21 protein-coding genes and 1 riboswitch are annotated in these 23,811 nt (G+C 52.2%); of the genes, 12 read left to right on the top strand and 9 right to left on the bottom strand.

Annotation, left to right across the window (positions count from 1 at the left end):
- The first annotated feature begins 395 nt into the window (after nucleotides 1-395).
- From EYB48_RS12145 to EYB48_RS12135, 3 genes are read left to right on the top strand one after another with little or no spacing between them, the layout of a single operon-like run.
- Nucleotides 396-2,147, top strand: coding sequence for an ABC transporter ATP-binding protein (locus EYB48_RS12145; RefSeq protein WP_162020631.1), 1,752 nt, complete (start codon nucleotides 396-398; stop codon nucleotides 2,145-2,147).
- Nucleotides 2,137-3,903: an ABC transporter ATP-binding protein gene (locus tag EYB48_RS12140; protein ID WP_162020630.1), complete on the top strand. Its 1,767-nt coding sequence runs from the start codon at nucleotides 2,137-2,139 to the stop codon at nucleotides 3,901-3,903. The genes EYB48_RS12145 and EYB48_RS12140 overlap by 11 nt, the downstream gene beginning before the upstream one ends.
- A gap of 6 nt (nucleotides 3,904-3,909) precedes the next feature.
- Nucleotides 3,910-6,177 (top strand): penicillin-binding protein 1A, encoded by a 2,268-nt coding sequence (locus EYB48_RS12135; protein ID WP_162020629.1) that lies wholly within the window; start codon nucleotides 3,910-3,912, stop codon nucleotides 6,175-6,177.
- A 166-nt stretch (nucleotides 6,178-6,343) separates the two neighbouring features.
- Here EYB48_RS12135 and metC read toward each other — a convergent pair whose 3' ends face one another.
- Nucleotides 6,344-7,558, bottom strand: coding sequence for a cystathionine beta-lyase (gene metC, locus EYB48_RS12130; protein WP_162020628.1), 1,215 nt, complete (start codon nucleotides 7,556-7,558; stop codon nucleotides 6,344-6,346).
- A 147-nt stretch (nucleotides 7,559-7,705) separates the two neighbouring features.
- Between metC and EYB48_RS12125 the strand changes: the two genes are divergently transcribed.
- Nucleotides 7,706-8,188, top strand: coding sequence for an Lrp/AsnC family transcriptional regulator (locus EYB48_RS12125; RefSeq protein ID WP_162020627.1), 483 nt, complete (start codon nucleotides 7,706-7,708; stop codon nucleotides 8,186-8,188).
- A gap of 11 nt (nucleotides 8,189-8,199) precedes the next feature.
- Here EYB48_RS12125 and EYB48_RS12120 read toward each other — a convergent pair whose 3' ends face one another.
- The 8 genes from EYB48_RS12120 to EYB48_RS12085 form a co-directional block, all read right to left on the bottom strand.
- Complete coding sequence (locus EYB48_RS12120; RefSeq protein WP_162020626.1) at nucleotides 8,200-8,985, bottom strand: oxygen-binding di-iron domain-containing protein; 786 nt, start codon at nucleotides 8,983-8,985, stop codon at nucleotides 8,200-8,202.
- Nucleotides 8,986-9,264: 279 nt separating this feature from the next.
- On the bottom strand, nucleotides 9,265-10,425 hold the full coding sequence (locus EYB48_RS12115; protein WP_162020625.1) for a porin: 1,161 nt from the start codon (nucleotides 10,423-10,425) through the stop codon (nucleotides 9,265-9,267).
- Between the two features lie 35 nt (nucleotides 10,426-10,460).
- Entirely contained in the window at nucleotides 10,461-10,871 is a 411-nt protein-coding gene (locus EYB48_RS12110) for a type 2 periplasmic-binding domain-containing protein (protein ID WP_162020624.1), read from the bottom strand.
- Nucleotides 10,872-11,154: 283 nt separating this feature from the next.
- On the bottom strand, nucleotides 11,155-11,982 hold the full coding sequence (metF, locus tag EYB48_RS12105; RefSeq protein WP_162020623.1) for a methylenetetrahydrofolate reductase [NAD(P)H]: 828 nt from the start codon (nucleotides 11,980-11,982) through the stop codon (nucleotides 11,155-11,157).
- Complete coding sequence (locus EYB48_RS12100) at nucleotides 11,979-12,323, bottom strand: phage holin family protein (protein WP_162020622.1); 345 nt, start codon at nucleotides 12,321-12,323, stop codon at nucleotides 11,979-11,981. The genes metF and EYB48_RS12100 overlap by 4 nt, the downstream gene beginning before the upstream one ends.
- Nucleotides 12,324-12,383: 60 nt before the next feature.
- Complete coding sequence (gene ahcY, locus EYB48_RS12095; protein WP_162020621.1) at nucleotides 12,384-13,793, bottom strand: adenosylhomocysteinase; 1,410 nt, start codon at nucleotides 13,791-13,793, stop codon at nucleotides 12,384-12,386.
- A 39-nt stretch (nucleotides 13,794-13,832) separates the two neighbouring features.
- Nucleotides 13,833-13,977, bottom strand: a riboswitch (S-adenosyl-L-homocysteine riboswitch).
- A 205-nt stretch (nucleotides 13,978-14,182) separates the two neighbouring features.
- The gene (locus EYB48_RS12090) at nucleotides 14,183-14,725 is read right to left on the bottom strand and encodes an adenine phosphoribosyltransferase (RefSeq protein WP_162020620.1); all 543 of its coding nucleotides are present in this window, start codon (nucleotides 14,723-14,725) and stop codon (nucleotides 14,183-14,185) included.
- A 34-nt stretch (nucleotides 14,726-14,759) separates the two neighbouring features.
- On the bottom strand, nucleotides 14,760-16,742 hold the full coding sequence (locus tag EYB48_RS12085; protein ID WP_162020619.1) for a monovalent cation:proton antiporter family protein: 1,983 nt from the start codon (nucleotides 16,740-16,742) through the stop codon (nucleotides 14,760-14,762).
- A 298-nt stretch (nucleotides 16,743-17,040) separates the two neighbouring features.
- Here EYB48_RS12085 and EYB48_RS12080 point away from each other — a divergent pair, with 298 nt between their 5' ends.
- The 8 genes from EYB48_RS12080 (at nucleotide 17,041) to EYB48_RS12045 (ending at nucleotide 23,701) form a co-directional block, all read left to right on the top strand.
- Nucleotides 17,041-18,003, top strand: coding sequence for a KpsF/GutQ family sugar-phosphate isomerase (locus EYB48_RS12080; RefSeq protein ID WP_235935116.1), 963 nt, complete (start codon nucleotides 17,041-17,043; stop codon nucleotides 18,001-18,003).
- Entirely contained in the window at nucleotides 18,003-18,527 is a 525-nt protein-coding gene (locus EYB48_RS12075; RefSeq protein WP_162020617.1) for a KdsC family phosphatase, read from the top strand. The genes EYB48_RS12080 and EYB48_RS12075 overlap by 1 nt, the downstream gene beginning before the upstream one ends.
- Entirely contained in the window at nucleotides 18,524-19,183 is a 660-nt protein-coding gene (gene lptC, locus EYB48_RS12070) for an LPS export ABC transporter periplasmic protein LptC (protein WP_162020616.1), read from the top strand. Before EYB48_RS12075 ends, lptC begins: the two co-directional genes overlap by 4 nt.
- Nucleotides 19,184-19,187: 4 nt before the next feature.
- Nucleotides 19,188-19,760 carry a lipopolysaccharide transport periplasmic protein LptA gene (gene lptA, locus EYB48_RS12065; RefSeq protein WP_162020615.1) on the top strand — a complete coding sequence of 191 codons (573 nt, stop codon included), beginning with the start codon at nucleotides 19,188-19,190 and terminating at the stop codon, nucleotides 19,758-19,760.
- Between the two features lies 1 nt (nucleotide 19,761).
- Nucleotides 19,762-20,514 (top strand): LPS export ABC transporter ATP-binding protein, encoded by a 753-nt coding sequence (gene lptB / locus EYB48_RS12060; RefSeq protein ID WP_162020827.1) that lies wholly within the window; start codon nucleotides 19,762-19,764, stop codon nucleotides 20,512-20,514.
- An 11-nt stretch (nucleotides 20,515-20,525) separates the two neighbouring features.
- Nucleotides 20,526-21,998 carry an RNA polymerase factor sigma-54 gene (locus EYB48_RS12055; RefSeq protein ID WP_162020614.1) on the top strand — a complete coding sequence of 491 codons (1,473 nt, stop codon included), beginning with the start codon at nucleotides 20,526-20,528 and terminating at the stop codon, nucleotides 21,996-21,998.
- A 119-nt stretch (nucleotides 21,999-22,117) separates the two neighbouring features.
- Nucleotides 22,118-22,462, top strand: a complete 345-nt coding sequence (gene hpf, locus EYB48_RS12050; protein ID WP_162020613.1) for a ribosome hibernation-promoting factor, HPF/YfiA family — start codon at nucleotides 22,118-22,120, stop codon at nucleotides 22,460-22,462.
- 135 nt (nucleotides 22,463-22,597) lie between these two features.
- Entirely contained in the window at nucleotides 22,598-23,701 is a 1,104-nt protein-coding gene (locus EYB48_RS12045; RefSeq protein ID WP_162020612.1) for an enoyl-CoA hydratase/isomerase family protein, read from the top strand.
- The last annotated feature ends 110 nt before the right edge of the window (nucleotides 23,702-23,811 follow it).

Below are 23,811 nucleotides of genomic sequence, written 5' to 3'. Positions count from 1 at the left end.
TGTTAACATTTAAATTGCGAGATGCGTTCAAGCCAAAACGTGGGCTGGCAAGGCGTGTGTCGCCGTCAGGGCTGGTGCCCCTGACAAGACACGCAACGCAGTCCAGCGTGCGTTTTGGCTTGAACCCGGAGGGAAAGGGGGGAAACAGCCGCATGGCGTTGTTGCATCCCGCTGACAGTGATCACACTGCTGCGCGGGCTGCGCCTAGCCCTGCAACTGTTTCACCCCTTTCGCACACGTAATTTAAATGTTAACAGGCCCTGAGCAAAACCATCGCGGCGACCTAAGCCCTGCTGATGCAGCGCGGTACGCTACTTCCAGTTTGCTTTTCATCTTCTGTTCATGACAAAACGGTCGCATGATGGTCGTCTGACAATCGCTTTTCAACTATTCGCATGACACTGAATCAACTCTTATTTCAATTTATACGCCGTCACTGGCGTCAATACTGGCTGGCGGCAGCCATGCTGGGGGCGGTAGCGCTGCTGTCGGTCTGGATACCGCGCCGTGTCGGTGTCGTGATAGACGGCTTGGTCAGCCATCAGTTGCAGGGTAAGGCGCTGCTGCTGGAACTCAGTTATCTGCTGCTGATGGGGCTGGCAATTTACTTCTTACGGGTAGGCTGGCGCATGCAGCTATTCACTGCTTCCTATCAGCTGGGTGCGGAATTACGCACCAGGCTGTACCAGCGTCTGAGCCTGCAAGGGCAAGACTTTTTTCAGAAACAGCGTACCGGCGATCTGATGGCCTTAGGTACCAATGATGCCGATGCGATTGAGCTGGCGGCCGGTGAAGCGGCACTGGCAGGCTTTGATGGCAGCCTGACCTTCGCACTGGTGATAGGCATGATGCTGATCGGCGTGGATTGGCGACTGGCGCTCGCAGCGCTGCTGCCCTTCCCCTTGATGGCGCTGGCGTTCCGCCGTATCACGCATCATATTCACGAGGCATCGCGTGATGCCTTGCAGCGTTTCAGCCATTTGAATGATCAGGTTCAGGAAACACTGGCCGGTGTGCGCACAGTACGTGCACTCGGGCTGGAACAGCGCAGTGCACAGCAATTTGCGCTGCTGGCAGAACAGGCGGCGCAAGCCAGCCTGACCGCACAGCGCTGGGAAGCCGCGTATGAACCGGCAGTAGGTCTGGCCCTGACTTCGGCTGGTGCGCTGACGCTGGGTGTCGGTGGCTATCTGGTGTGGCATGGTGAAATGACGATAGGCTCGCTGACCAGTTTCAGCATGTATCTGGGCCAGCTGATCTGGCCTATGTTTGCTGCTGGCTGGGTGCTGGCCTTACTGGAGCGCGGTAAAGCAGCCTGGGCCAGGCTGGAGCCGGTATTAAACATGGAGATCGCTGTCACAGATCGTGGCCAGCTGAGCACCACACCACAAGGTAGCATCCGCGTACAGCAACTCAGCTACCGCTATCCGGGCCAGACACTTGCTGCACTGGACAATGTCAGCCTGCACATTGCACCTGGTCAGACGATAGGTATCGTCGGCCCAACCGGGGCGGGCAAGTCCACCCTGATTCGTTTATTACAGCGTCAGATAGAAAGCAGCCAAGGTCAGATAGTGTGGGGCGATCAGAACATCGCTGACTACCGCTTGCACACGCTGCGTACTGCCATTAACTGGGTGGCGCAGGAGCCTTTTCTGTTTTCTGCTTCAATCGCTGACAATATCGCGCTGTCCAGACCGGATGCCACGCGTGAGCAAATCATGCATGCAGCGACGCTGGCATCGGTACACGACGATATCATGCGCTTCCCTCAAGGCTATGACACACCGGTCGGTGAGCGAGGTGTCACCTTGTCCGGCGGCCAGCGCCAGCGCGTGGCAATTGCGCGCGCGCTGCTGACTGACAGCCCCCTGCTGTTACTCGATGATGCGCTGTCGGCAGTGGATACCGATACTGAAACCCGTATCCTGCAACATCTGGCCACGCTCAGAAAAACCCATCACCAGCGCGCGGCCGTGATCGTCAGTCATCGCCTCAGCGCTGTGGCCGATGCCGACCACATCATCGTGCTCAAAAACGGGCAAATTCTGGAACAAGGCACACATGCTGAATTACTCGCGCAGCCGCATTGGTATGCCTCGCAGTGGCGCTACCAGCAACTGGAGGCCAGCCTGAATGCAATCTGAACACATTACCCCTATGTCAGCAAAGTCTGAAAAAAAACTCGCGGTACAACTGTTGGTCAATGCCGCCCAGCCGGAACGGCGTCAGGTGGTGGCCGGTGTATTCTTCCTGCTCGCCGCGGCTGGGCTGGAAGCCTTAGGCCCTTTGCTGGGCAAGGCATTTATCGATCATTATCTGTTACCACGCCAGATGGACTGGGGCATGATTGCAATGCTGCTGGCAGCTTATTTGCTGACTGGCTGGGGCGCGACCTGGTTACGCTATCTGCAACTGACACGGCTGGCAGGTGTCGCGATGCGCTCGGTACGGCGCTTACGTGAACAGGTCTATCAGCATGTGCTGCGTCTGCCTATGGCCTTCTTCGATAAAGCCATGACAGGGCAGCTGGTCAGCCGTGTGACCAACGATACCGAGGCGGTAAAGAATCTGTATGTACAGGTTTTATTCGTAATGCTGGACAGCTCTATCGTGGTGCTTGGTGCGCTGCTGGCCATGGCCTGGCTGGAATGGCGTCTGATGCTGATCGTACTGATGTTAATTCCTGCAGTGGTGCTGATCGTCTGGTTTTATCAACGCTGGAGTGCGCCCGCCGTCACACGTGCAAGGCAGTTGCGTAGTGAAATCAATGCCCAGGTCGCGGAAAGCATACAGGGCATGGCAGCGCTACAGGCCAGCAATGCAGAACAGCGTTTTGGTGAGCGCTTCGGGCGCACCAATCAATTGCATTATCAGGCCAGACTCGATGAGTTGCGGGCCAATGCCTGGCTGTTGAGACCGGCACTCGATCTGATGAATACCGGCTTACTGGTGATTGTGATTTACAGTTTCAGCCAGCGCAGTTTTTCCGGCATAGAGATAGGCATCTTGTATGCGTTTGTCAGTTATATCGCCCGTGTGGTGGAGCCGCTGATACAGATTACTTTGCAGTTTGGACAGATACAGCAAGCCGTTGTGTCGGCTGCGCGCGTTAACACGCTATTGACTGAAACACTGACTGCAGATCACAGTTGCCAGGCACAGATGCATAGCGGCCGGGTCGATATCGATGGGCTGCGATTTGGCTATGATGCGGCCCATCCGGTACTGCATGACATCCATCTGCACATTCCATCCGGTCAGTTTTTCGGCATCGTCGGTCACACTGGCAGTGGCAAGTCCAGCCTGATGAGTCTGCTGTTGCGCTTTTATAACGCACAGGCTGGCAGCATACTTATGGATGGCAAGGACATCGCCGGATTTTCCGAAGCCGACTTCCGAGCTGCAGTCGGGCTGGTGCCACAGGAACCGTTTCTGCTGGCGGCCAGCGCACGCGAGAATATCGCCATGGGCCGTGACATTCCCGAAGCAGAATTGATTGCTGCGGCCAAAGCTGCACATGTACATGACTTTATCCTGCAGCTGGAACACGGCTACGATACCCAGCTAGGCGAAGGCGGCGCACGCTTATCGACCGGTCAGAAACAGTTGATCGCGATTGCGCGCGCATTGGCTGGCAAGCCGCGCATTCTGTTTCTGGACGAGGCAACCTCGCATATAGACAGCGAAACTGAGCAAATCGTCCAGGTAGCACTCAATGCGCTCAGAGGTAGCGTTACCATCATCGCCATCGCGCATCGCTTGTCCACCATCCGTGATGCCGATAATATCGTGGTCCTGAATCATGGCCGTATCAGCGAACAAGGCAGCCATGCGGCATTAATGCAGATAGAGCAAGGTATTTACCAGAAGCTGTATCTGCTGCAAACTTTAGAGGAATAAACCAAGATGAAATGGATCGCCGTCGTACTGGCAGCGCTGGGCGTAGTTGCAGGGGCCGTGCTGGCCTATGTGTTTCTGGTGCTAGCCCCGAATCTGCCTGCGCTCGATGCGGTGACGGATTACCGCCCTAAGATACCGCTGCGTATCTATACCGCCGACAATGCACTGATCGGTGAATTCGGCGAAGAACACCGGGAATTTGTGCCGATTAAAGATATTCCCGAAAAACTGAAAACCGCGCTGCTGTCGACCGAAGATGCACGCTTTTACGATCACAGTGGTATCGACTTTATCGGTGCCGGTCGCGCCGTGCTGGCGGATTTGCGCGGTGGTTTTCATCAGGGAGCTTCCACCATCACCATGCAGGTTGCCAGAAATTTTTTCCTGTCGCAGGAAAAAACCGTGAACCGCAAACTCAAGGAAATATTACTCACTACCCGCATCGAAGCCGCGCTCAGCAAAGACCAGATTCTGGAGTTGTATATGAACCAGATTTATCTGGGACAGCGCACCCACGGCTTTGCCGGTGCAGCACGTACTTACTTTAATAAATCCCTGAATGATCTGAGTCTGGCGGAAGCAGCAATGCTGGTCGGGATACCGAAAAATCCGGTGCGGCACAATCCGGTCAGCAATTTTCAGAAAGCCAAACAAAGACAGGAAGTGGTGCTTAAACTCATGCTCAACCGAGGCGTGATTACCGAAGCACAGTACGACCAGGCTTTACATGAAAAAATCACAGTGACCGGCAAACAGATTTATGACACCCATGCCGACTATGTCGCAGAGATGGTCAGACAGACTGTGGTTGAGGAATACAAGGAGCAAGCCTACACCAGTGGCATCAAGGTCTATACCACGCTGCTGAAAACGGATCAGGAAGCGGCGTATGAAGCGGTACGTAACAATGTGATGGCCTATGATCAGCGCCATGGTTACCGTGGGCCGGAAGCCTTTATCCAGCTACCCGCCGATGAAGATGAACGCGATGATGCAATCGATGACGCTTTACGCAAGCATCCGTCCAGCGATAAGTTACTGGCCGCCGTTGTGACTGAAGTCAGTACGAAAGTGGTCAAAGCCGAGCTGGCCAATGGCGACACCATCGTGATCGATGGTGATGGCTTAAAGTTTGCTGCAGCCGGATTGCAGGCGAAGGCTAAGTCTGACCTGAAGATCACACCAGGTGCGCTGATCCGTGTGCTACAGGATCAGAAAAAACGCTGGAGCATCACGCAGTTGCCGGAAGTCGAAGGCTCGTATGTGGCGCTGAATGCGGAAACTGGTGCTTACCGGGCGCTGGTAGGTGGCTTTGATTTCAACCGTAAGAAATTTAATCATGTCACCAGCGGCTGGCGTCAGCCCGGCTCCAGCATGAAGCCCTTCGTCTATTCCGCAGCGCTGGAAAAAGGCTTTTCGCCAGCGACGCTGATCAATGATGTGCAGTTGTCCGCCACCTCAGAAGAAGCGCTGCGCTGGGACCCGCGCAATGATGATGGCAAATACGATGGCCCGATCACGATGCGCACAGCATTGGCGAAATCAAAGAATGTGGTGTCGGTACGTATCCTCAAAGCGGTCGGTGTCAGCAATGCGCAAAACTGGATCAGCCATTTCGGTTTCAGCAAGGATAAACATCCGGATAATCTGACGCTGGCCTTAGGAACGGGTTCAGTCACACCGGTACAACTGGCGGCAGCCTATGCGGTATTCGCCAATGGCGGCTATCAGGTACAGCCGAATCTGATCACCAAAATCACCGATAGCAAAGGCAATGTGCTGAAATCCTATCCGGCGCCAGCGATAGCCCAGGATGCAGACCGGGTGATCGATAGCCGTAATGCCTTTATCATGGATGCCATGTTACGTGAGGTAACGCGCAGTGGCACCGCCGCTGCCGCCAGCGTCAGACTGGGGCGGCATGATCTGGCCGGAAAAACCGGCACCACCAGCGATGCCGTCGACGGCTGGTTTGCCGGTTATGCAGGGAATGTCGTGGCTGTGGCCTGGATGGGTTATGACACGCCTAAATCATTGGGTGGACGTGAATTCGGTGCGACGCTGGCCTTACCGATCTGGATAGACAGTATGCGTGCTGCGCTGGCTGGGAAAGCGGAAGTGCAGCGTGCTGTACCGGAAGGTCTTAGCAATGCAGAGGGCGACTGGATGTATGCTGAATTTCTGAATGGCGGCGGCGTGCGTACCCTGGACATGGATGAAGCAGCTCCTGCCACACCGGTCACCTCGAATAATCAGGCTGGCACAGCGCAGTAGGATTCAGCCTTAGTCCACAATCCTCAACAATCAGCAGCAAAAAAAAACCCACAGCAAGCTGTGGGTAAATATCCTGACCTTTGGAGGAGAAGCAGTAGGACGCTCGTAGTTTAACGATACAGCATGACAGGACAATGACATGCCGACTGCCTCTTCAAGTCAGAATTCAGGCTGCACAAGCAAGAGCATTTTTTTCGTCTTGTGTACGCAAGGCAGCAAAACCTGAGTCCAGATCACTCAGCAGATCTTCAACCGCTTCCAGTCCCACATGCAGACGCAGCATAGGCGCAGCCCATTTCTCTGCATTGATAGTACGGTAGGATTGCGGATTGGTTGGCAGGATCAGACTTTCATATCCACCCCAGCTGAAACCAATACCAAACAACTGAGTACGGTCGATTAATGCAGCGACTTGCTGCTGCGTGATATCGGCACGGAATACGGCACCCATCAAACCACAGGCATACTCTGCACGGAAATCGCGTTTCCATAATTCGTGGCCAGCAGCACCTGGCATAGGTGGATAGAGAACTTCTGCGACTTCCGGCTGCTCACTAAGCCAGCGCGCCACGACCTGCGCACTCTCGCGGTGTACCGCCAGACGGGCTGCCATGGTACGTAAGCCACGCAAAGCCAGCGCTGCATCATCACCACCAACTGACATACCCAGCTGTTTGTAGGTAGCTCTGACACGTGCATGCAAAGCTTCGTTAGTCAGAATGGCACCCATCAAGGCATCTGAGTGACCGACGATGTATTTAGTCGCGGCATGGATAGAGACATCAATGCCCAAATCGAATGAAGACCAGCCTATAGGCGTAGCCCAGGTTGAATCCGCCACCACCACAGCGCCTGCTGCATGCGCGACGGCTGCAATCGCAGGAATGTCCTGCACTTCGAAAGTCAGCGAGCCTGGTGACTCAACAAACACCACCTTGGTTTCCGCACGCATCAGGCTGGCGATGCCAGTACCAATCAGCGGATCGTAGTAAGTAGTGGTCACACCTATCTGTTTGAGCAAGCCATCACAGAACTGGCGGGTAGGATCATAAGCCGTATCGACCATCAGCAAATGATCACCAGGGCCCAGCAGCGCCAGCAAAGTGGTGGTGATCGCCGATAAACCCGAAGAAGTCAGCATGCAGCCCGCAGCACCTTCCGCTGCGCACAGGGCTTGCTCCAGAGCCATCGTGGTCTCGGTCGCGTGACGGCCATAGCAACTGCGGGTGCCATACGCATCCTGCAAGGACGCACAGTCAGGAAACAGCATGGTAGACGCACGCACCAGCGGCGGATTGACCGGGCCATGATGTTTTTTTCCTTTGCGGCCGGCATGGGTCAGGCGGGTTGCAGTGTGCAGGCTGGTATCGTGCGGATTCATACGGGCTCCTCGGTTTAAATCATTTTCTGCAGCACATGACGTGCTGTCACAGAGGTTCACATCCTACCTATCCTGCCAGGAAATTTTTTACCAATTTTCCATGTATTTCATGCTAAATTAAGAAAAATTTTCTATTATTTGATAAATATGGATAAAAAAGACCTAGAAATTCTGCATTTATTACAAAAAGATGCATCTATCGGCATGGCAGAACTGGCCCAGGCCGTGCATTTGTCTGTCACGCCGTGCTGGCGGCGGGTGCAAAAAATGCAGGAGGATGGCGTGATCCGTCAGCATGTGGTGCTGTGTGATCCGGTGCGCCTGAATCTGGGCCTGACCGTGATGGTGACCTTGAAAGCGGCACGCCACAATGAACAATGGATGCAGCAATTCATCAGCGGCGTGAAAGACATACCGGAAATCGTGGAAATCCTGCGTATGAGTGGCGATATCGACTATCTGTTAAAAGTCCATGTGCCGGATATGGCGGGTTTTGATCAGGTCTACAAAAAACTGGTACGCGTCGTCGACCTGCAGGATGTGAGTTCCAGCTTTGTAATGGAAGTGATTAAGAGTACCACTGCCCTGCCGCTCGATTATGTGAACATCAAGGCGGCACGGCAAACTTAAGATCCTGGTGCTTAACCGCGGAAGCGATAGTGTTCCTGCGTGAACAAATCTATCCCGCACTGCAGATTTTCTATCCAGTCGAGGAAGGCATGGATGGCTTCTTTACCCTGGAAGTAACGGCCGTGCTGAGGCACCAGCATGTCCACATCCATACCGCGTACCATATTGGCCCAGTAACGACATACCTTATTCGATACCATGTAGCGCTTGTGGAAACCGCTCATGGAGTGCAATTCCTGATAAAGCTCTTCTTTGCTGGTGATGGGACGTTCTATATCTTTTGCATCCACCATGGAGGCACCCATATCGCCGGAAAACAGGATTTTCGACTTGCTGTCGTAAAACTGGAAATTTCCTTCGGCATGCAAAAAGTGCGCAGGTACCGCATGTATCACGGTGTCACGCATATGCACAGGCATGCCTTCATCGGGAATGCCGATGATACGGCCTTCTGCCCGGTTCAGATTACAGAAATGCGGTACAAAGCGCGACCATAGTTTAGACACGTATAAATTACATTCTGTGCTGAATAACCACTTATCGAGCGCACCGATAATGTCAGGATCCTGATGCGAAGCAAACAGATACTTTAACTGCTGCTTGGGCAGGTATTTATGCATCGCCAGTACCAGCGAGTTATACGTCAGGTGACCGGAAGGATCGATCATCGCACCTTCACCGTCGGACACGATCAGAAACTGATTGGCCTGCACAGCATGATCTGCTGCATCGTCCTTGATCAGATCATTAAACATGATACAGACATGTTTTCCGTCGTTGTAAAGTTCGATAGCCAATTTTTCTCCCCGCTGCGCTGTCATCCAAAATCGGACATTTGATTGTAACCATTACTACACAGGCAACGTTGACTTATATCAAAACGATGTTCAAGGAGAAATGAATCAAACAGATAGGACTGACGCAAAATTGTCCCAGCAAGGCATGGCGACGCAGGCAGTACGCATAGTACGACAAGGAGCCATAACGCAGCTGGGGCGGTTTTGCGTAAGTCCTGAAAAAAAAAGACCACCGCAGCGGCAGCTGAGGTGGCCTCAAGAGGAGCAGAGTTTACTTTGTCAGAACGTGCCTTGCAGTGATAGGGATAGCAACTTGGAATCACCAAAGAAAGGATAGGGATAATGTGACTTGTCTTTAGAAATATCGTATTGCAGTTTCAGCGCCATGTTTTTACGGAAGTCCCAGCGCAAAGACAGATAATGCGACTGACGTCCTTCTGTCGGCTCGGTCACCGTCGTGTATTGCGAGTAGGTATACATCGGTGTCCAGGCACCGAAGTTATAGCCAATACCAAACAAGGCGTACTTATAGATATTGTTGATACCCTTAGATGCATCCTTTTGTTCAAAGCGGTCAAACTCGGATTTAAGCTGCCAGTTTTTGTAATCCATATTGATGGATAAGCCCATAATCCGGGTCGGCTGATCTTTCAGCAGGAAGGTAGTACCAGCGACCGGGTCATTTTGTGACACGGTTTCTTCATGCCGCATCATCATCGCACGTACATCGAAAATCCCATTGTTGACACTGACTGAAGCACCGAGAATTTTTTTCCATGCATCATTGGTCGGCGTGGTGTAATACAGCCGCGTGTAGTAGGGATTGTTATCCGAAGTAAAGCTGCCGGTCCAGGCGCTTGCTGTCATCGCCCAGTCAGATTCGCCTAGCTGACGGCGGTAACTGACATTGCCACCATCGTAGGCATAAATCGGCCAGCCATACACATCCGGTGCCGGGCGCGACCAGGGATAAGCGTAACCAATGTACAAATAGTCGCTGTAGTAATACAAAGGAATGCGGAAGCGCCCAGCCTGGAAAGTCCAGTCAGATTCTGCACTCGGTTGCCAGCTCAGATAAGCCCAGTCTACGGTTGGGCGTGAACCTTTATTCGGATTCTGTGCGCGCATCACCACTTGCGCGGTCGCTGACAGCGTAGGTGAAAATTCTTTTTTCAATTGCAGACCCAGCAGCGATTCCTGATCCAGTTGCCAGCCCTTGGATTTCTCATACACACCGGTGTATTCCCAGTTTTGTATCGAACATGGGCATTGATATTGCTGATAAGTCCAGGGTGTGGAGCTGCCTAATGCAGAACCGCTAAGTACCTTACCTGCAGTGAGATTATAAAAACCGCTCAGTTTGAGCGAGCCGCTTTCATCCAGATCAATCGCTGAAGCCAGACCTGGCAGCAAGAGCATGGCACATACTAACTTCTTCATCGCTATTCTCCTTATCTTGATGTCAGCCCAGCAGATCACGGTACGATGGCGACAACTTTAACGCTGTCGTCTACCGCAGATTTTTCTATATACCCCATCGCATTCGGGGTTTCACTGACATACTTCTTCACCTCCGCACTGGATTTGAACTCTTTCGGTGCTTTGGCTTTTCCTGTGAAAAGCAGCTTGGACCAGATGGCCTGCACCTGTGCCGGATCTTTATCCAGCACTTTTTTATAAAACTCTGCACGCATCGGTGAGTTTTCTGCGAGCTCCACCGGCGCAAATAAATTAGAGCCGCCCAGATAAAATTGTGCGACCTGATTCAGGAACATTTTGGTGGCGGGATTTTCTTTATTGACGATGATGACCATCTCAGCATGGGCTGGCATGCTCAGGCATCCCACCACGATTACAGAAAGCAGACTCAGGTATCGGCACTTCATAACTCATCCTCCGGTAAAAACTGCGACAGCAGAACAGGACTGACAATGAGACTATTTCAGGGAAAATACGGGTGGGGGAACAGATTACAGGTGATACAAGGACTGATTTTACGGACTGCTCACAAGTAGTCAGTACCAGAAGCGCATTGTTAAACTCAGTCTAGTCATGCTTTCCAGAAATTTCCAATTTGTTTGTGCAGAGCGTCGATTTTCCACAACGAAATAAAAAAGCAGCAGGGGAACCCGGGTTCCGCTGCTGCTTTTGGCATGACGATAAGAGAAATTAAGTCAGGTTTTTCCAAATCGCTGTAGTGGGTGCGGCTTGATTCAGGGAGTAAAAATGCAAGCCCGGTGCGCCGCCTGCCAGCAGACGCTCACACATACTGCTGACCACATCCAGACCAAAGGCCTTGATCGATGCGCTGTCATCCCCGTAGCTATTGAGCTTCAGGCGTATCCAGCGTGGAATTTCAGCACCACACATTTCTGAGAAGCGCTGTAACTGACTGCTATTGGTGATCGGCATAATACCGGCCAGCACAGGTATATCCACACCCAGTTTGCGTGCTTCTTCCACAAAACGGAAATAAGCATCAGCATTATAAAAATACTGGGTAATTGCGGAATTCGCACCGGCATTCACTTTGCGTACAAAGTTTTGCAGATCATCCTGTGGCGAACGCGCCTGCGGATGCATTTCCGGATAGGCAGCGACCTCGATATGAAACCAGTCGCCGGTTTCAGCGCGGATAAACTCAACCAGCTCATTCGCATAGCGGAACTCGCCACCCATGCCATAACCGCTGGGTAAATCACCGCGCAGTGCAACCAGGCGACGAATATCATGCGCCTGATATTGCTGCAGAATCTGACGTATCGAGTCACGGCTGCCACCAACGCAGGATAAATGCGGAGCCGCGTCAAAACCCTCGCGCCGGATATCGACCACGGTATCGAGCGTACCTTGCTGGGTAGTGCCACCTGCACCGAAAGTCACGGAAAAATATTTAGGCTGCAGCTCAGCCAGTTTAGTGCGGGTAACGCGCAGTTTCTCCACCCCTTCAGCGGTTTTAGGCGGAAAAAATTCTATGCTGAAGTTATGTTGATTCATGATTTTTGCAAAATTAAAGTCGACAAAGTCCAGGAGATCACGCTGTATAACAAGGCGCCACCCACTGCAGACCAGAAACCAGCCACATGGAAACCATCCACCATGCTCGCCACACCCCAGAACAGCAGACCATTAATCACAAAAATGAATAAGCCCATGCTGATGACGGTGACCGGCAAAGTCAGCAGCAACAGAACTGGACGCAATACGGTATTGGCAAAGCCCAGCACCAGCGCGACTAACAACGCGGTACCCAGACTATCGATAGTCACCGAGTGCATCAGATAAGGAATCGCCAGTAATGCAAGCGCATTCACCAGCCAGATAGCAAGCAGACGCATCGCATCTCCTGTAAAAAAAATCCCCGTTCTGCGCTGACAGAGCGGGGACAGGTTCAGATATTAATAACGGTAGTGTTCCGGCTTGTAAGGGCCTTCTTTTTTCACACCGATATAGGCAGCCTGTTCATCCGTCAACACGCTCAATTGTGCATTGAGTTTTTTCAATTGCAGACGCGCGACTTTCTCATCCAGATGCTTAGGCAAGGTGTACACGCCAACCGGGTATTGTGCATTGTTGAGGAACAGTTCGATCTGGGCGATAGTCTGATTCGCGAACGAAGAGCTCATCACATAAGATGGGTGACCAGTACCGCAACCCAGATTCACCAGACGGCCTTCAGCCAGCAGAATGATGCGCTTACCGTCAGGGAAAATCACATGATCCACTTGTGGTTTGATGTTTTCCCACGTGTATTGCTTGAGCGAAGCCACATCGATTTCATTATCAAAGTGACCGATATTGCAGACGATGGCCTGATCCTTCATCTTCTGCATATGTGCGTGCGAAATCACATGATAGTTACCTGTGGTGGTCACGAAGATATCGCCATGTTCCGCTGCATAATCCATAGTCACCACGCGGTAACCTTCCATCGCTGCCTGTAAGGCGCAGATAGGATCGATTTCTGTGACCCATACCTGAGCAGACAAAGCGCGCATCGCTTGTGCAGAACCTTTACCGACATCACCATAACCGGCGATCACAGCGACTTTACCCGCGATCATCACGTCAGTGGCGCGTTTGATACCATCAACCAGCGATTCACGGCAGCCATACAGGTTATCGAATTTCGATTTGGTGACGGAGTCATTGACGTTAATTGCAGGGAAAGCCAGCTTGCCCTCTTTATGCATCTGATACAGGCGATGCACACCGGTCGTGGTTTCTTCGGTCACGCCTTTGATCTCAGCCAGGCGCTTGGAGTACCAGGTCGCATCGGTTTTCAGATGGGATTTGATCGCATTGAACAGGCAGACTTCTTCTTCGGAGCCTGGATTATCGAGTACAGAAATATCTTTTTCTGCACGGGTGCCGAGGTGCAGCAACAAAGTCGCATCGCCGCCGTCGTCCAGAATCATGTTGGAATAACCACCGTCGGTCCATTCAAAAATGCGGTGCGTGAATTCCCAGTATTCATCCAGATTTTCGCCTTTGAATGCGAATACCGGTGTACCGCCGGCTGCGATGGCCGCAGCAGCGTGATCCTGAGTCGAGTAGATATTGCAGGAAGCCCAGCGTACCTGTGCGCCCAGTGCATTGAGTGTCTCGATCAGAACTGCAGTCTGTATCGTCATATGCAGCGAACCGGTGATGCGTGCGCCTTTGAGTGGCTGGCTGGCAGCGAATTCCTCACGGATCGCCATCAGGCCAGGCATTTCTGTTTCAGCGATCTGAATTTCTTTACGGCCCCAGTCAGCCAGGCTGATGTCGGCGACGAGGTAGTCTTGATGTGCTGTTTGAGTAGTCATGATGGCGGCGTTCTCACGCCCTCCTTTCTAAAGAAAAAAGTAACGTGAGCGCGGTTGTGGTCAGCAAGGCCGGAAATTTGTTCATTTTTGCATCATCAGAAACAAGAAAGTCAAACTACCGGCTTACGCCTGTGATTCCAAGCCTGGCGGAAAACAGATTTCCGTCGCAACGCTCCTTGGAAGCTGGGAAGTATAGCGCAGCTCAGGGTTTTCTGCATAGCAAGCTGAACTGCGCACAGTATTTACTGCTAAGCCACCCCAGCCGGGGTTTTGCTTCTGATCGTACAAATCAGGTGCATACCGCAGTCATACCGCAGCAATATCGCTGTAAAACAAAAACGGATGCCATGCGGGCATCCGTTTTTGTCAACGCTGGCAAAAGCGCAGTTTTAATGGCCGTCGAAATTGCAAATCGTATACAAAGGCATGCCGCTGTCTTTGATGATCTTAGAGCCGCCCAATTCCGGCAAATCGACGATGACCGCACCTTCAACCACGGTAGCGCCCAGACGCTCCAGCAGTTTTTTACCAGCCATCATGGTACCGCCAGTCGCGATCAGGTCATCGATCAGCACTACGCGATCGCCTTTTTTGCAGGCATCCGCATGCAATTCCACAGTCGCACTGCCGTATTCCAGTACATATTCTTCGGATACGGTATGGAAAGGCAGCTTACCTTTTTTACGGATAGGCACAAATCCCAGATTCAGCTCATAAGCCAGCACTGAACCGATAATGAAACCGCGCGCGTCCAGCCCAGCGATCACATCAATTTTTTCATCCATATAGCGGTGTACGAACATATCGATCAGCACACGAAACACCTTGGGGTTTTGCAGCAAAGGGGTGATATCGCGGAACATCACGCCTTCTTGTGGCCAGTTTGGCACGGTGCGGATATGTTCTTTAATGTACTCGGATGGATTTAACATCGCCAGATGTCCTTCAATTTTTAAAAATAACCCGCTATTTTAACAGCCTCAGCTCCGCTCTTGCGACTGCTTCTGAGGTTCCGCGCACCACGATCACATCACCACTCTGCAAAACCAGCGTATCATCCGCTTCCTGCCTGGCCTTGCCGCGCCGTATGGTATGAATATCTACCTCCAGATCAGCCAGCGCCAGCTCGGCAATGCGCTTGCCAACCGCGCTGGCACGTTCGCTTAAGGTGACTGAGTGTAAGCGGATTTGCATAGCATCCGGACTATCAGCCGCATCGCTGGCACCATGGAAGAAGCCGCGCAGCGATTCATAACGCTCATCGCGCGCAGCATGAACCCGATGCACCACGCGCCGCAAAGGCACACCCAGCAAGACCAGTGCATGCGAAGCCAGCATCAGACTGCCCTCCATCAGCTCGGGCACCACCTCGGTGGCACCGGCGTCGCGCAGCTTTTCCAGATCGACATCATCATGGCTGCGCACGATCACCGGTAAGCCAGGCTGCAGTTCATGCACAAAGTGCAAAATCTTAAGCGCTGATGCGGTGCTGGTATAAGTAATGACCAAAGCGGCAGCGCGGTGTATGCCAGCCGCGACCAGGCTTTCCTTACGTGCGGCATCGCCATAAGACACGTTGGCACCGGCCGTCTGAGCCTCACGTACCCGGTCCGGGTCCAGATCCAATGCGTGATAGTCGATTTTTTCTTCACTCAGCAAACGCGCCAGATTCTGGCCGCTGCGACCGAAACCCGCGATGATCACGTGTTTGCGGGTTGACATCGTGCGCGCAGCGATTTGCGTCAGGGCCAGCGACTGCATCATCCATTCATTCGAAGAGAACTTCATCACGATCGCATCCGACTTGGCCAGGATGAAGGGTGAGACCAACATAGACAGCACCATCGAGGCCAGAATCAGCTGCAGCAGTTGCGGGTCTATCAGGTTCAGCGCACCGGCCTGATTCAATAAGACAAAGCCGAATTCACCTGCCTGCGCCAAGGCCAGTCCGGTACGCAAAGCGACGCTGGTGGATGAGCCAAACAGACGTGCTAAGCCAGCAATCAACACCAGTTTCAGCATCAAGGGGCCGATAAACAGGAACAACACCATCCACACGTTCTGTGCCACCAGCTTCAGATTCAACAGCATGCCTATGGTGATAAAGAACAGACCCAGCAACACGTCACGGAAGGGCTTAATGTCCTCTTCCACCTGATGCCGGTATTCAGTTTCGGAAATCAGCATGCCTGCAACGAACGCACCGAGCGCCATCGACAAACCGGCTTTTTCGGTCAGCCAGGCGGCGCCCAGCGTGATCAATAGCAGGTTCAGCATGAATAATTCCTGCGATCGTCGCTTCACCACCAGCTTGAACCAATTGCGCATCATGCTTTGCCCGACCACCAGCAGCAAGACCAGCACCAAGACGGCCTTGCCACCAGCCCACAGCAATGTGGTGACTATATTGTCTGAGTGGGTAGCCAGTGCCGGTACCAGGATCAGCAGCGGTACCACGGCCAGATCCTGAAATAACAGGATGCTGATAATCTGACGGCCATGCAGACTTTCCAGCTCCAGACGTTCCGTGAGCATTTTCGAGACGATGGCGGTGGACGACATGGCAAGCGCGCCACCCAATGCGAATGCGGCTTCCCAGCCTATCTGAAAGAACTTGGGCAAGCAGTAGCTGGCCAGCCAGCCACTGCACAGGCTGGCCAGAATGGTCACCAATACCTGCGCCATCCCTAGCCCGAATACCTGCTTGCGCATGGCCATCAGCTTAGGCAGTGAGAATTCCAGGCCGATTGAAAACATCAGAAACACAACGCCGAATTCCGCCATTTCATGGGTCACAGCGCTGTCTTCAGCAAAACCCAGGCCAAAGGGGCCGATGACCACACCGACCACCAAATAGCCCAGTATCGGCGGCAATTGCAGCATGCGAAAAGCCACCACCCCCAGAACAGCGGCGGCCAGTAAAGATAAGGTGGTGTCGAGAGCATTCATAAAGACATTATTGCCGAAAATGCTGGAAAACCGGTGTTTCCATTGAATAAATTGCGCGATTTCAAGAAAGTCTGTCGCTGGATCTGCTGAGTATGCTATCGCGCACCTGATATGCTCCTATGAACCAGCGGCCACCCGGATGCCATACAGATTCCGACAAAGCAAATTATGTTACATCTGGCAGAGTTTTTGCTTACAGGATTTCGTTTATACTTCGGGCATGAATCAATTCACTGCTCCCTTAACCTCTGACGACACGTCAAAGTCTGGCTGCACCAGTGCAGCACAGCGGGCGGTCATGCTGGCCGCAACTACCCTGCAAATTGAAGCTGATGCGCTCAACCATCTGCGTCAGCGCCTGCAGGCAGAAGATGCCGCGGCTTTTGCACAGGCAGTCGACATGTTGCTTTCATGCAACGGCCGTGTAGTCGTTTCCGGCATTGGCAAATCTGGCCATATCGGTCGCAAAATCGCGGCGACTTTCGCCTCTACCGGCACCCCCTCCTTTTTTGTCCATCCGGCCGAAGCGGCGCATGGCGATCTGGGGATGATCACTCCGCAGGATGTGTTTATTGCCATTTCCTATTCCGGCGAAGCGTCCGAGCTGATGTCTATCGTCCCCATCATCAAGCGTCTTGGGGTAAAACTGATCGCGATGACCGGTAAGCCGCAATCCAGTCTGGCGCAAATCGCTGATGCGCACCTGAACCTGCATGTCGAAAAAGAAGCTTGCCCATTGAATCTGGCACCAACTGCCAGTACTACCGTCACTCTGGCGCTGGGCGATGCACTGGCTGTTGCCGTACTCGATGCACGCGGCTTTCGGGAGGAAGACTTTGCGCGTTCTCATCCGGGTGGCGCCTTGGGTCGCCGCCTGCTGACCCATGTCAGAGATGTCATGCGTACCGGGGATGCAATTCCCAGTGTAAGGCCAGATACCAAACTGACCAGCGCACTGCTCGAAATCACCAAAAAAGGCATGGCGATGACGGCGGTGGTAAATGCACAGAATCAGATCATAGGCGTGTTCACCGACGGTGACTTACGCCGCATGATGGAAACCGTACAGGATTTCACGCAGATTTCGATTGCTGACGTGATGCGTGCGAATCCGCGTCGCATACGTCCGGATCAACTCGCGGTGGAAGCCGTGGAGATCATGGAAACCTACCGCATTAACCAGTTACTGGTGGCAGATGCTGATGGCCATCTGGTCGGTGCGCTGCATATCCACGACTTAACCCGTGCCAAGGTGATCTGATGAGCGACACTCTGCAAAAAGCGGCGCAGCTCAGGCTGATGATATTTGATGTAGACGGCATCCTGACTGATGGCAGTTTGCATTTTGGTCCTGAGGGCGAAGCTTTAAAAACCTTCAATGTGCTTGATGGCCAGGGTATACGCCTGCTGCAGGATGCAGGCATCGCGACCGCAATTATCAGCGCCCGCCAGTCAGCTATCGTGTCAAAACGTGCGGCTGATCTCGGTATCACCCATGTGCGTCAGGGTATACATGATAAGCAGTCTGCCTTTCTGAGCTTAATCGAAGAATTACAAATCCCTGCGACTGCCTGCGGTTTCATCGGAGATGACGTGATTGACTTACCGGTATTGAGCCGGGTCGGATTTTCTGTCAGCGTACCAAATGGTCACGCCGAAGTCCGGCAGCGCGTGGATTTCGTCACGACTGCGGGTGGTGGCAAAGGTGCAGTGCGCGAAATCTGTGACCTCATCCTGCGTGCCCAGGGTAAGTATGATCAGGCTTTGGCCCGCTATCTGTCATGAAACCTCAAGTCACTATCGATCAGGCACGCAGCTGGATGGGAGTGATCGCACTCGGCATCGTGGTGCTGGCCAGTATCTGGATCCATCAGGTCATACACCGTCAGGGTGATGAAGCTGCCGGTCGTCTGCAGAATCGTAAAGAACCTGACTATTATGTGGAAAAATTTAATTTCATTAAATTGTCCAATAACGGTCAGGCCAATTATCACGTCCAGGGCGATAAGCTGATCCATTTGCCGCAGACCGATCAGTATGAAATCACCAATCCACTGATACATAGTTTTGACGAACGCAGACAACCCGTCACGATACAGGCCAAACGCGCTTTGGTGGAGCAAAAGTCAGCTAATCCACAGTTAAACCGCAGCTATGATCAAGTTCATTTTTATGACGACGTAGTGGTAGCGCAGACCTCGGCTGAACCCAAAAACTTTTTTCAATTGACGACTCAATACCTGCTGATGCTGCCTGATTCAGACATCGTCAAGACGGATCAGGCGGTACGTATGCAGACTTACAAAGTAGATGCCACTGCGATAGGAATTGAAGCGAACAATCTGACTCAGCAAGTCAGCTTTCTCAGTAAAGTCAATATGCGTATTAAGCGGCGCCCAGACCTGGCGGCACCGCCCTCACAACCAGATATCAGGAAATAATTGTATGCGCCACTCTCTACGACACCTCATCACTGTTGCCAGCCTGCTGCTGTCCTGCAGCCTGTCGCCATTTGCTCACGCGGAAAAAGCTGACGCTTTGAAAGATGCGGTGATTGAAGCAGGTAAGAGCTTCTATGATTTGAAAAAAAATCTGAATGTGCTGTCACTCGGTGTCACCATCACTCGTGGCACACTGCTAATTCAGGCAGATAATGCGACCATACAGGAAGAAAAAGACGGTACCCAGATAGTCACCCTGCTGGGAAAAAATCATGGCCTGATTAGCTTCCGCCAAAAAATGGATGGCCCGAATGAGCGTTGGTTAGAAGGTGAAGCGGAAAAAGCTGTCTACAATGAAAAAACTGAAATCGTCGTTTTCACCACCCGCGCCAAGGTACGCAATATTGAAGGTAACAAGGTAATGCAGGAGCAGTTCGGCGAATATCTTTCCTATGACAGCCGCAATGAAGTACTGACAGGTACCAATAGCGTCAGCGGCGAACATGACACAGCGAAGCCCCGGACTCAACTTATCCTGCGCAGCAAATCAGCGTCAGGTACAACACAGGCACAATAAGATGCTGGCTACAGATAACACATTGCAGGTTAAAGGGCTGCAAAAAAGCTATGGCGCGCGCCAGGTGGTCAGAGATGTATCACTGATGGTGAAAAGCGGTGAAGTAGTGGGCTTGCTGGGGCCGAATGGTGCCGGTAAGACGACTTCGTTTTATATGATAGTCGGGCTGGTTCCATCAGACAGCGGCGAGATAGGCATTAACGGTGTCGATGTTTCCGCATTGCCTATCCATCAGCGCGCGGTACTCGGCTTATCCTATCTGCCGCAAGAAGCTTCCGTATTTCGCAAGCTGACGGTAGAAGAAAATATACGTGCCGTGCTGGAGTTAAAAAAAGACAAGCGGGGAAAATATCTGAGCAAGGACGAAATCAGTCAACGCCTGAATCAGTTATTAGCCGATCTGCAGATAGAACATATACGTGAAAATCCGGCCTTATCTCTGTCTGGTGGTGAGCGCCGCCGGGTGGAAATTGCACGTGCACTCGCGACCGATCCCTTGTTTGTTTTGCTTGATGAACCATTTGCCGGTGTCGATCCAATTGCCGTCATCGAGATACAACGCATCGTGCGCTTTCTGAAAGAACGTGGCATCGGGGTACTGATTACCGACCATAATGTGCGCGAAACCCTGGGCATCTGTGATCATGCCTACATTATCAATCAGGGTGCAGTACTGGCCAGCGGCAAGCCAGATGATATTATTCAAAACGAATCTGTGCGCCGGGTCTATCTCGGAGAACACTTCCGCATGTAACCGGGCGCATCATGAAACAAAGTCTGCAACTCCGCACTTCTCAACACCTTGCCCTGACGCCGCAACTGCAGCAGTCTATCCGCCTGTTGCAACTCTCCACGCTTGAGTTGCATCAGGAGCTGGAATCCCTGCTGATCGAAAATCCTTTGTTAGAGCGCGTGGATGATCCGCTGGACCATGCCATCCGCCTGCTGGCCGATGGCGCGATGACACAGAATACCCCGAATGCTACGGCAGACAAGGACAGCAATGGCCAGAACGAACAGACTGTGGCCGACGTTCCAGCAGAAGCCGACTTTGCCGCCAGCGAGAGTGTGAGCGCGGAAGACTGGAGCTTTGACGAACTTCCATCCGGATCGCGTCAGGCGGACGACGACGATGGCCGTCCTCAGCTGGAAGCGGCCAGCATCAGTCTGCGTGAACATTTGCTGGAACAGATGCGTGTCAATTTGCGCGGTGTTCGTGACCTTGCTTTGTGTGAGCTGATTATCGATGCGCTCGATGATAATGGTTATTTGACTGAGAGCCTGGACGATATCCACTCCAGTCTGCCACTGGAATTATGCGTGGAACCGGAAGAGTTACAGTTTGCCTTAAATATGGTGCAGAGTTTTGAACCCGCTGGCATAGCAGCGCGCAATCTGTCTGAATGCCTGGCATTACAGTTACGCCGTCTCCCGAAAATTCCTGTCGTCACGCGCAGACTGGCACTGGCGATTATTGAGCAGCAGTTAAACTTATTCGCTCAGCGTGATTTCACGAAGTTAAAAAAAATCTTTGCCTGTGACGATGAGGATTTGCGTGAAGCACAGGCTGTGATTCGCCTGTGCGACCCACGTCCCGGGTCCGCCTTTGCGCAGCAAGCTGCAGACTATGTGGTTCCCGATGTGATCGTGCGTAAATGCGGTCAGCAATGGCAGGTATTACTGAATCAGGATGTGATGCCTAAACTGCGTGTCAGCAGCATGTATGCACAAATGGCAAAAGATAATAAAAATGAATGCAGTCTTGGCACCCAGCTGCAGGAAGCGCGCTGGCTGATCAAAAATATGCGACAACGCTTCGATACCATTTTGCGCGTTGCACAAGCGATTGTAGAAAGACAAAAGAATTTTTTCACCCATGGCGCTGTCGCCATGCGCCCCCTTGTTTTGCGCGAAATTGCTGATACACTAGGTTTACACGAAAGTACGATTTCTCGTGTAACGACCCAAAAATACATGCTGACCCCGCATGGAATGTTTGAGTTGAAGTACTTTTTCGGCAGCCACGTTGCGACGGAAACCGGGGGGGAAGCATCGTCCACCGCAATACGCGCTCTCATCAAGCAGCTAATAGGAGCAGAAGACCAGAAGAGCCCACTCTCTGACAGTAAAATCGCAGACATGCTGGGCGAACAGGGTATGGTCATTGCGCGACGCACCGTTGCCAAATACCGCGAAGCCCTGAAAATCCCACCAGTCAGTTTGCGTAAAACTTTGTAACTCAGTTCTTGTAATCACGGCTTTAATTGCTATATATGATTTAGCTCAGTATCAAGCAGATGAGATGAGCGCATCATCATAGCGAGTACCTGGCATTAACGTCACCATAGGAGCACAGTATGAATCTCACCATCAGTGGACATCACGTCGAAGTAACTCCTGCAATCCGTGAATATGTACAAACCAAGCTGGAACGCGTCCGGCGTCACTTCGATCAAGTCATTGATATTGCCGTCATCCTGACGGTCGATAAGCTCCGCGAAAAAGAGAAACGCCATAAGGCTGACATCAATCTGCATATCAGCGGAAAAGATATTCATGTTGAAAGTCTGGCGCACGATCTGTATGCAGCGATCGATGCACTGATAGACAAACTGGACCGTCAGGTGATTAAACACAAAGACAAGATCCAGGATCATCACCACGAAGCGATCAAACACATGCCTGACCCAGCGTCGGCATAAAGCCATTCCCCCAGGGGATCACTCAAAAGGACGCAGCTTGCGTCCTTTTTTGTTGGCATAAAATGTAAGCAAAGTTTGATCTGCAGGCAGATCACAGCATAGAATTGCTGACCTTAATGAATTTTCTGATTCTCTATGAGCGCATATCTTCTTACCTCCGTACACAATCACATAGGCTACATCACGCTGGATAGACCAAAGGCACTGAATTCACTCTCGCTTGATATGGTACGTGGCATTACCGCGGCGCTGATGGCATGGCGCGATAATCCCGAAATACGCGCAGTAGTATTACAAAGCAGTAGCGAGAAAGCCTTATGTGCCGGTGGTGATATCCGCTTCTTTTACGATGTGGGCACGACCAGTCCACAAGGCGACAGCGCATTACTGGAAGACTTCTTCACCGAAGAATACGCCCTCAATCATCTGATTCATTTCTATCCTAAACCTTACATCGCATTGATGAATGGTGTGGTCATGGGCGGTGGCATGGGCATCGCCCAGGCAGGTCCCCAATCCTGCGTCAGGATAGTAACGGAACGTACCAAGATGGCCATGCCGGAAGTGAATATCGGACTGTTCCCTGATGTAGGCGGCGGTTATTTTCTGTCACGCACCCCTGGCCAATGCGGCAGCTATCTGGGTTTAAGCGGTGAAGTGATCGGTGCTGCCGATGCCTTATATGCAGGCCTTGCTGACGTATTTATTCCTTCGACCGAGTTACCCGCATTGATACAGCTGTTACATACCAGCGATGCAGCGGATCTGCGCGCGCAGATTCATCAGTTTGCAGCAACCTACCGCAACCAGGCTGACCCTGCAGGTTCTCAACTGGCGCAACAACGCAGCCTGATTGATGCGGTCTTCAGTGCGGACTCTGTCAGCGACATCATGCAAGCACTGCGTGAAGAAGGCAGTGATTTTGCACAAAAAACTGTGAACACCATGGCCAAGCGCTCACCACTCATGATGTGCGTCACATTAGAACAACTCCGACGCAGTGCCTCTATGACAGTGTCTGATTGCCTGCGCATGGAGCGCGATATGGTCAGACATTGCTTCAAGCATGGCGAAGTGATTGAAGGCGTACGCGCCTTGGTAGTCGATAAAGACAATACGCCAGCGTGGTCACCGGCCAGTCTGGCAGAAGTCAGCCGTGACCAGGTTCTCGGTTTCTTTGCGCAGGTGTGGCCAGACTATGCACATCCTTTAAGAGAGCTTCAGGAACTCGCATCCTAAGAAGCTTGGCTACTCATCTAAGCTTGGCTATTCGTTTGAATAATTCGGAACTAACTGAGTAAACCCTAGAAACAACAAAGGGAGAATGCGCGAGCGTTCTCCCTTTGTTT

The sequence above is a fragment of the Cognatundibacterium crateris genome (assembly GCF_010078235.1).
Taxonomy (GTDB): domain Bacteria; phylum Pseudomonadota; class Gammaproteobacteria; order Burkholderiales; family Burkholderiaceae_D; genus Undibacterium; species Undibacterium crateris.
Note: the sequence above shows the minus strand (reverse complement) of the source record. Positions and strands in the feature narration are given on the sequence as shown.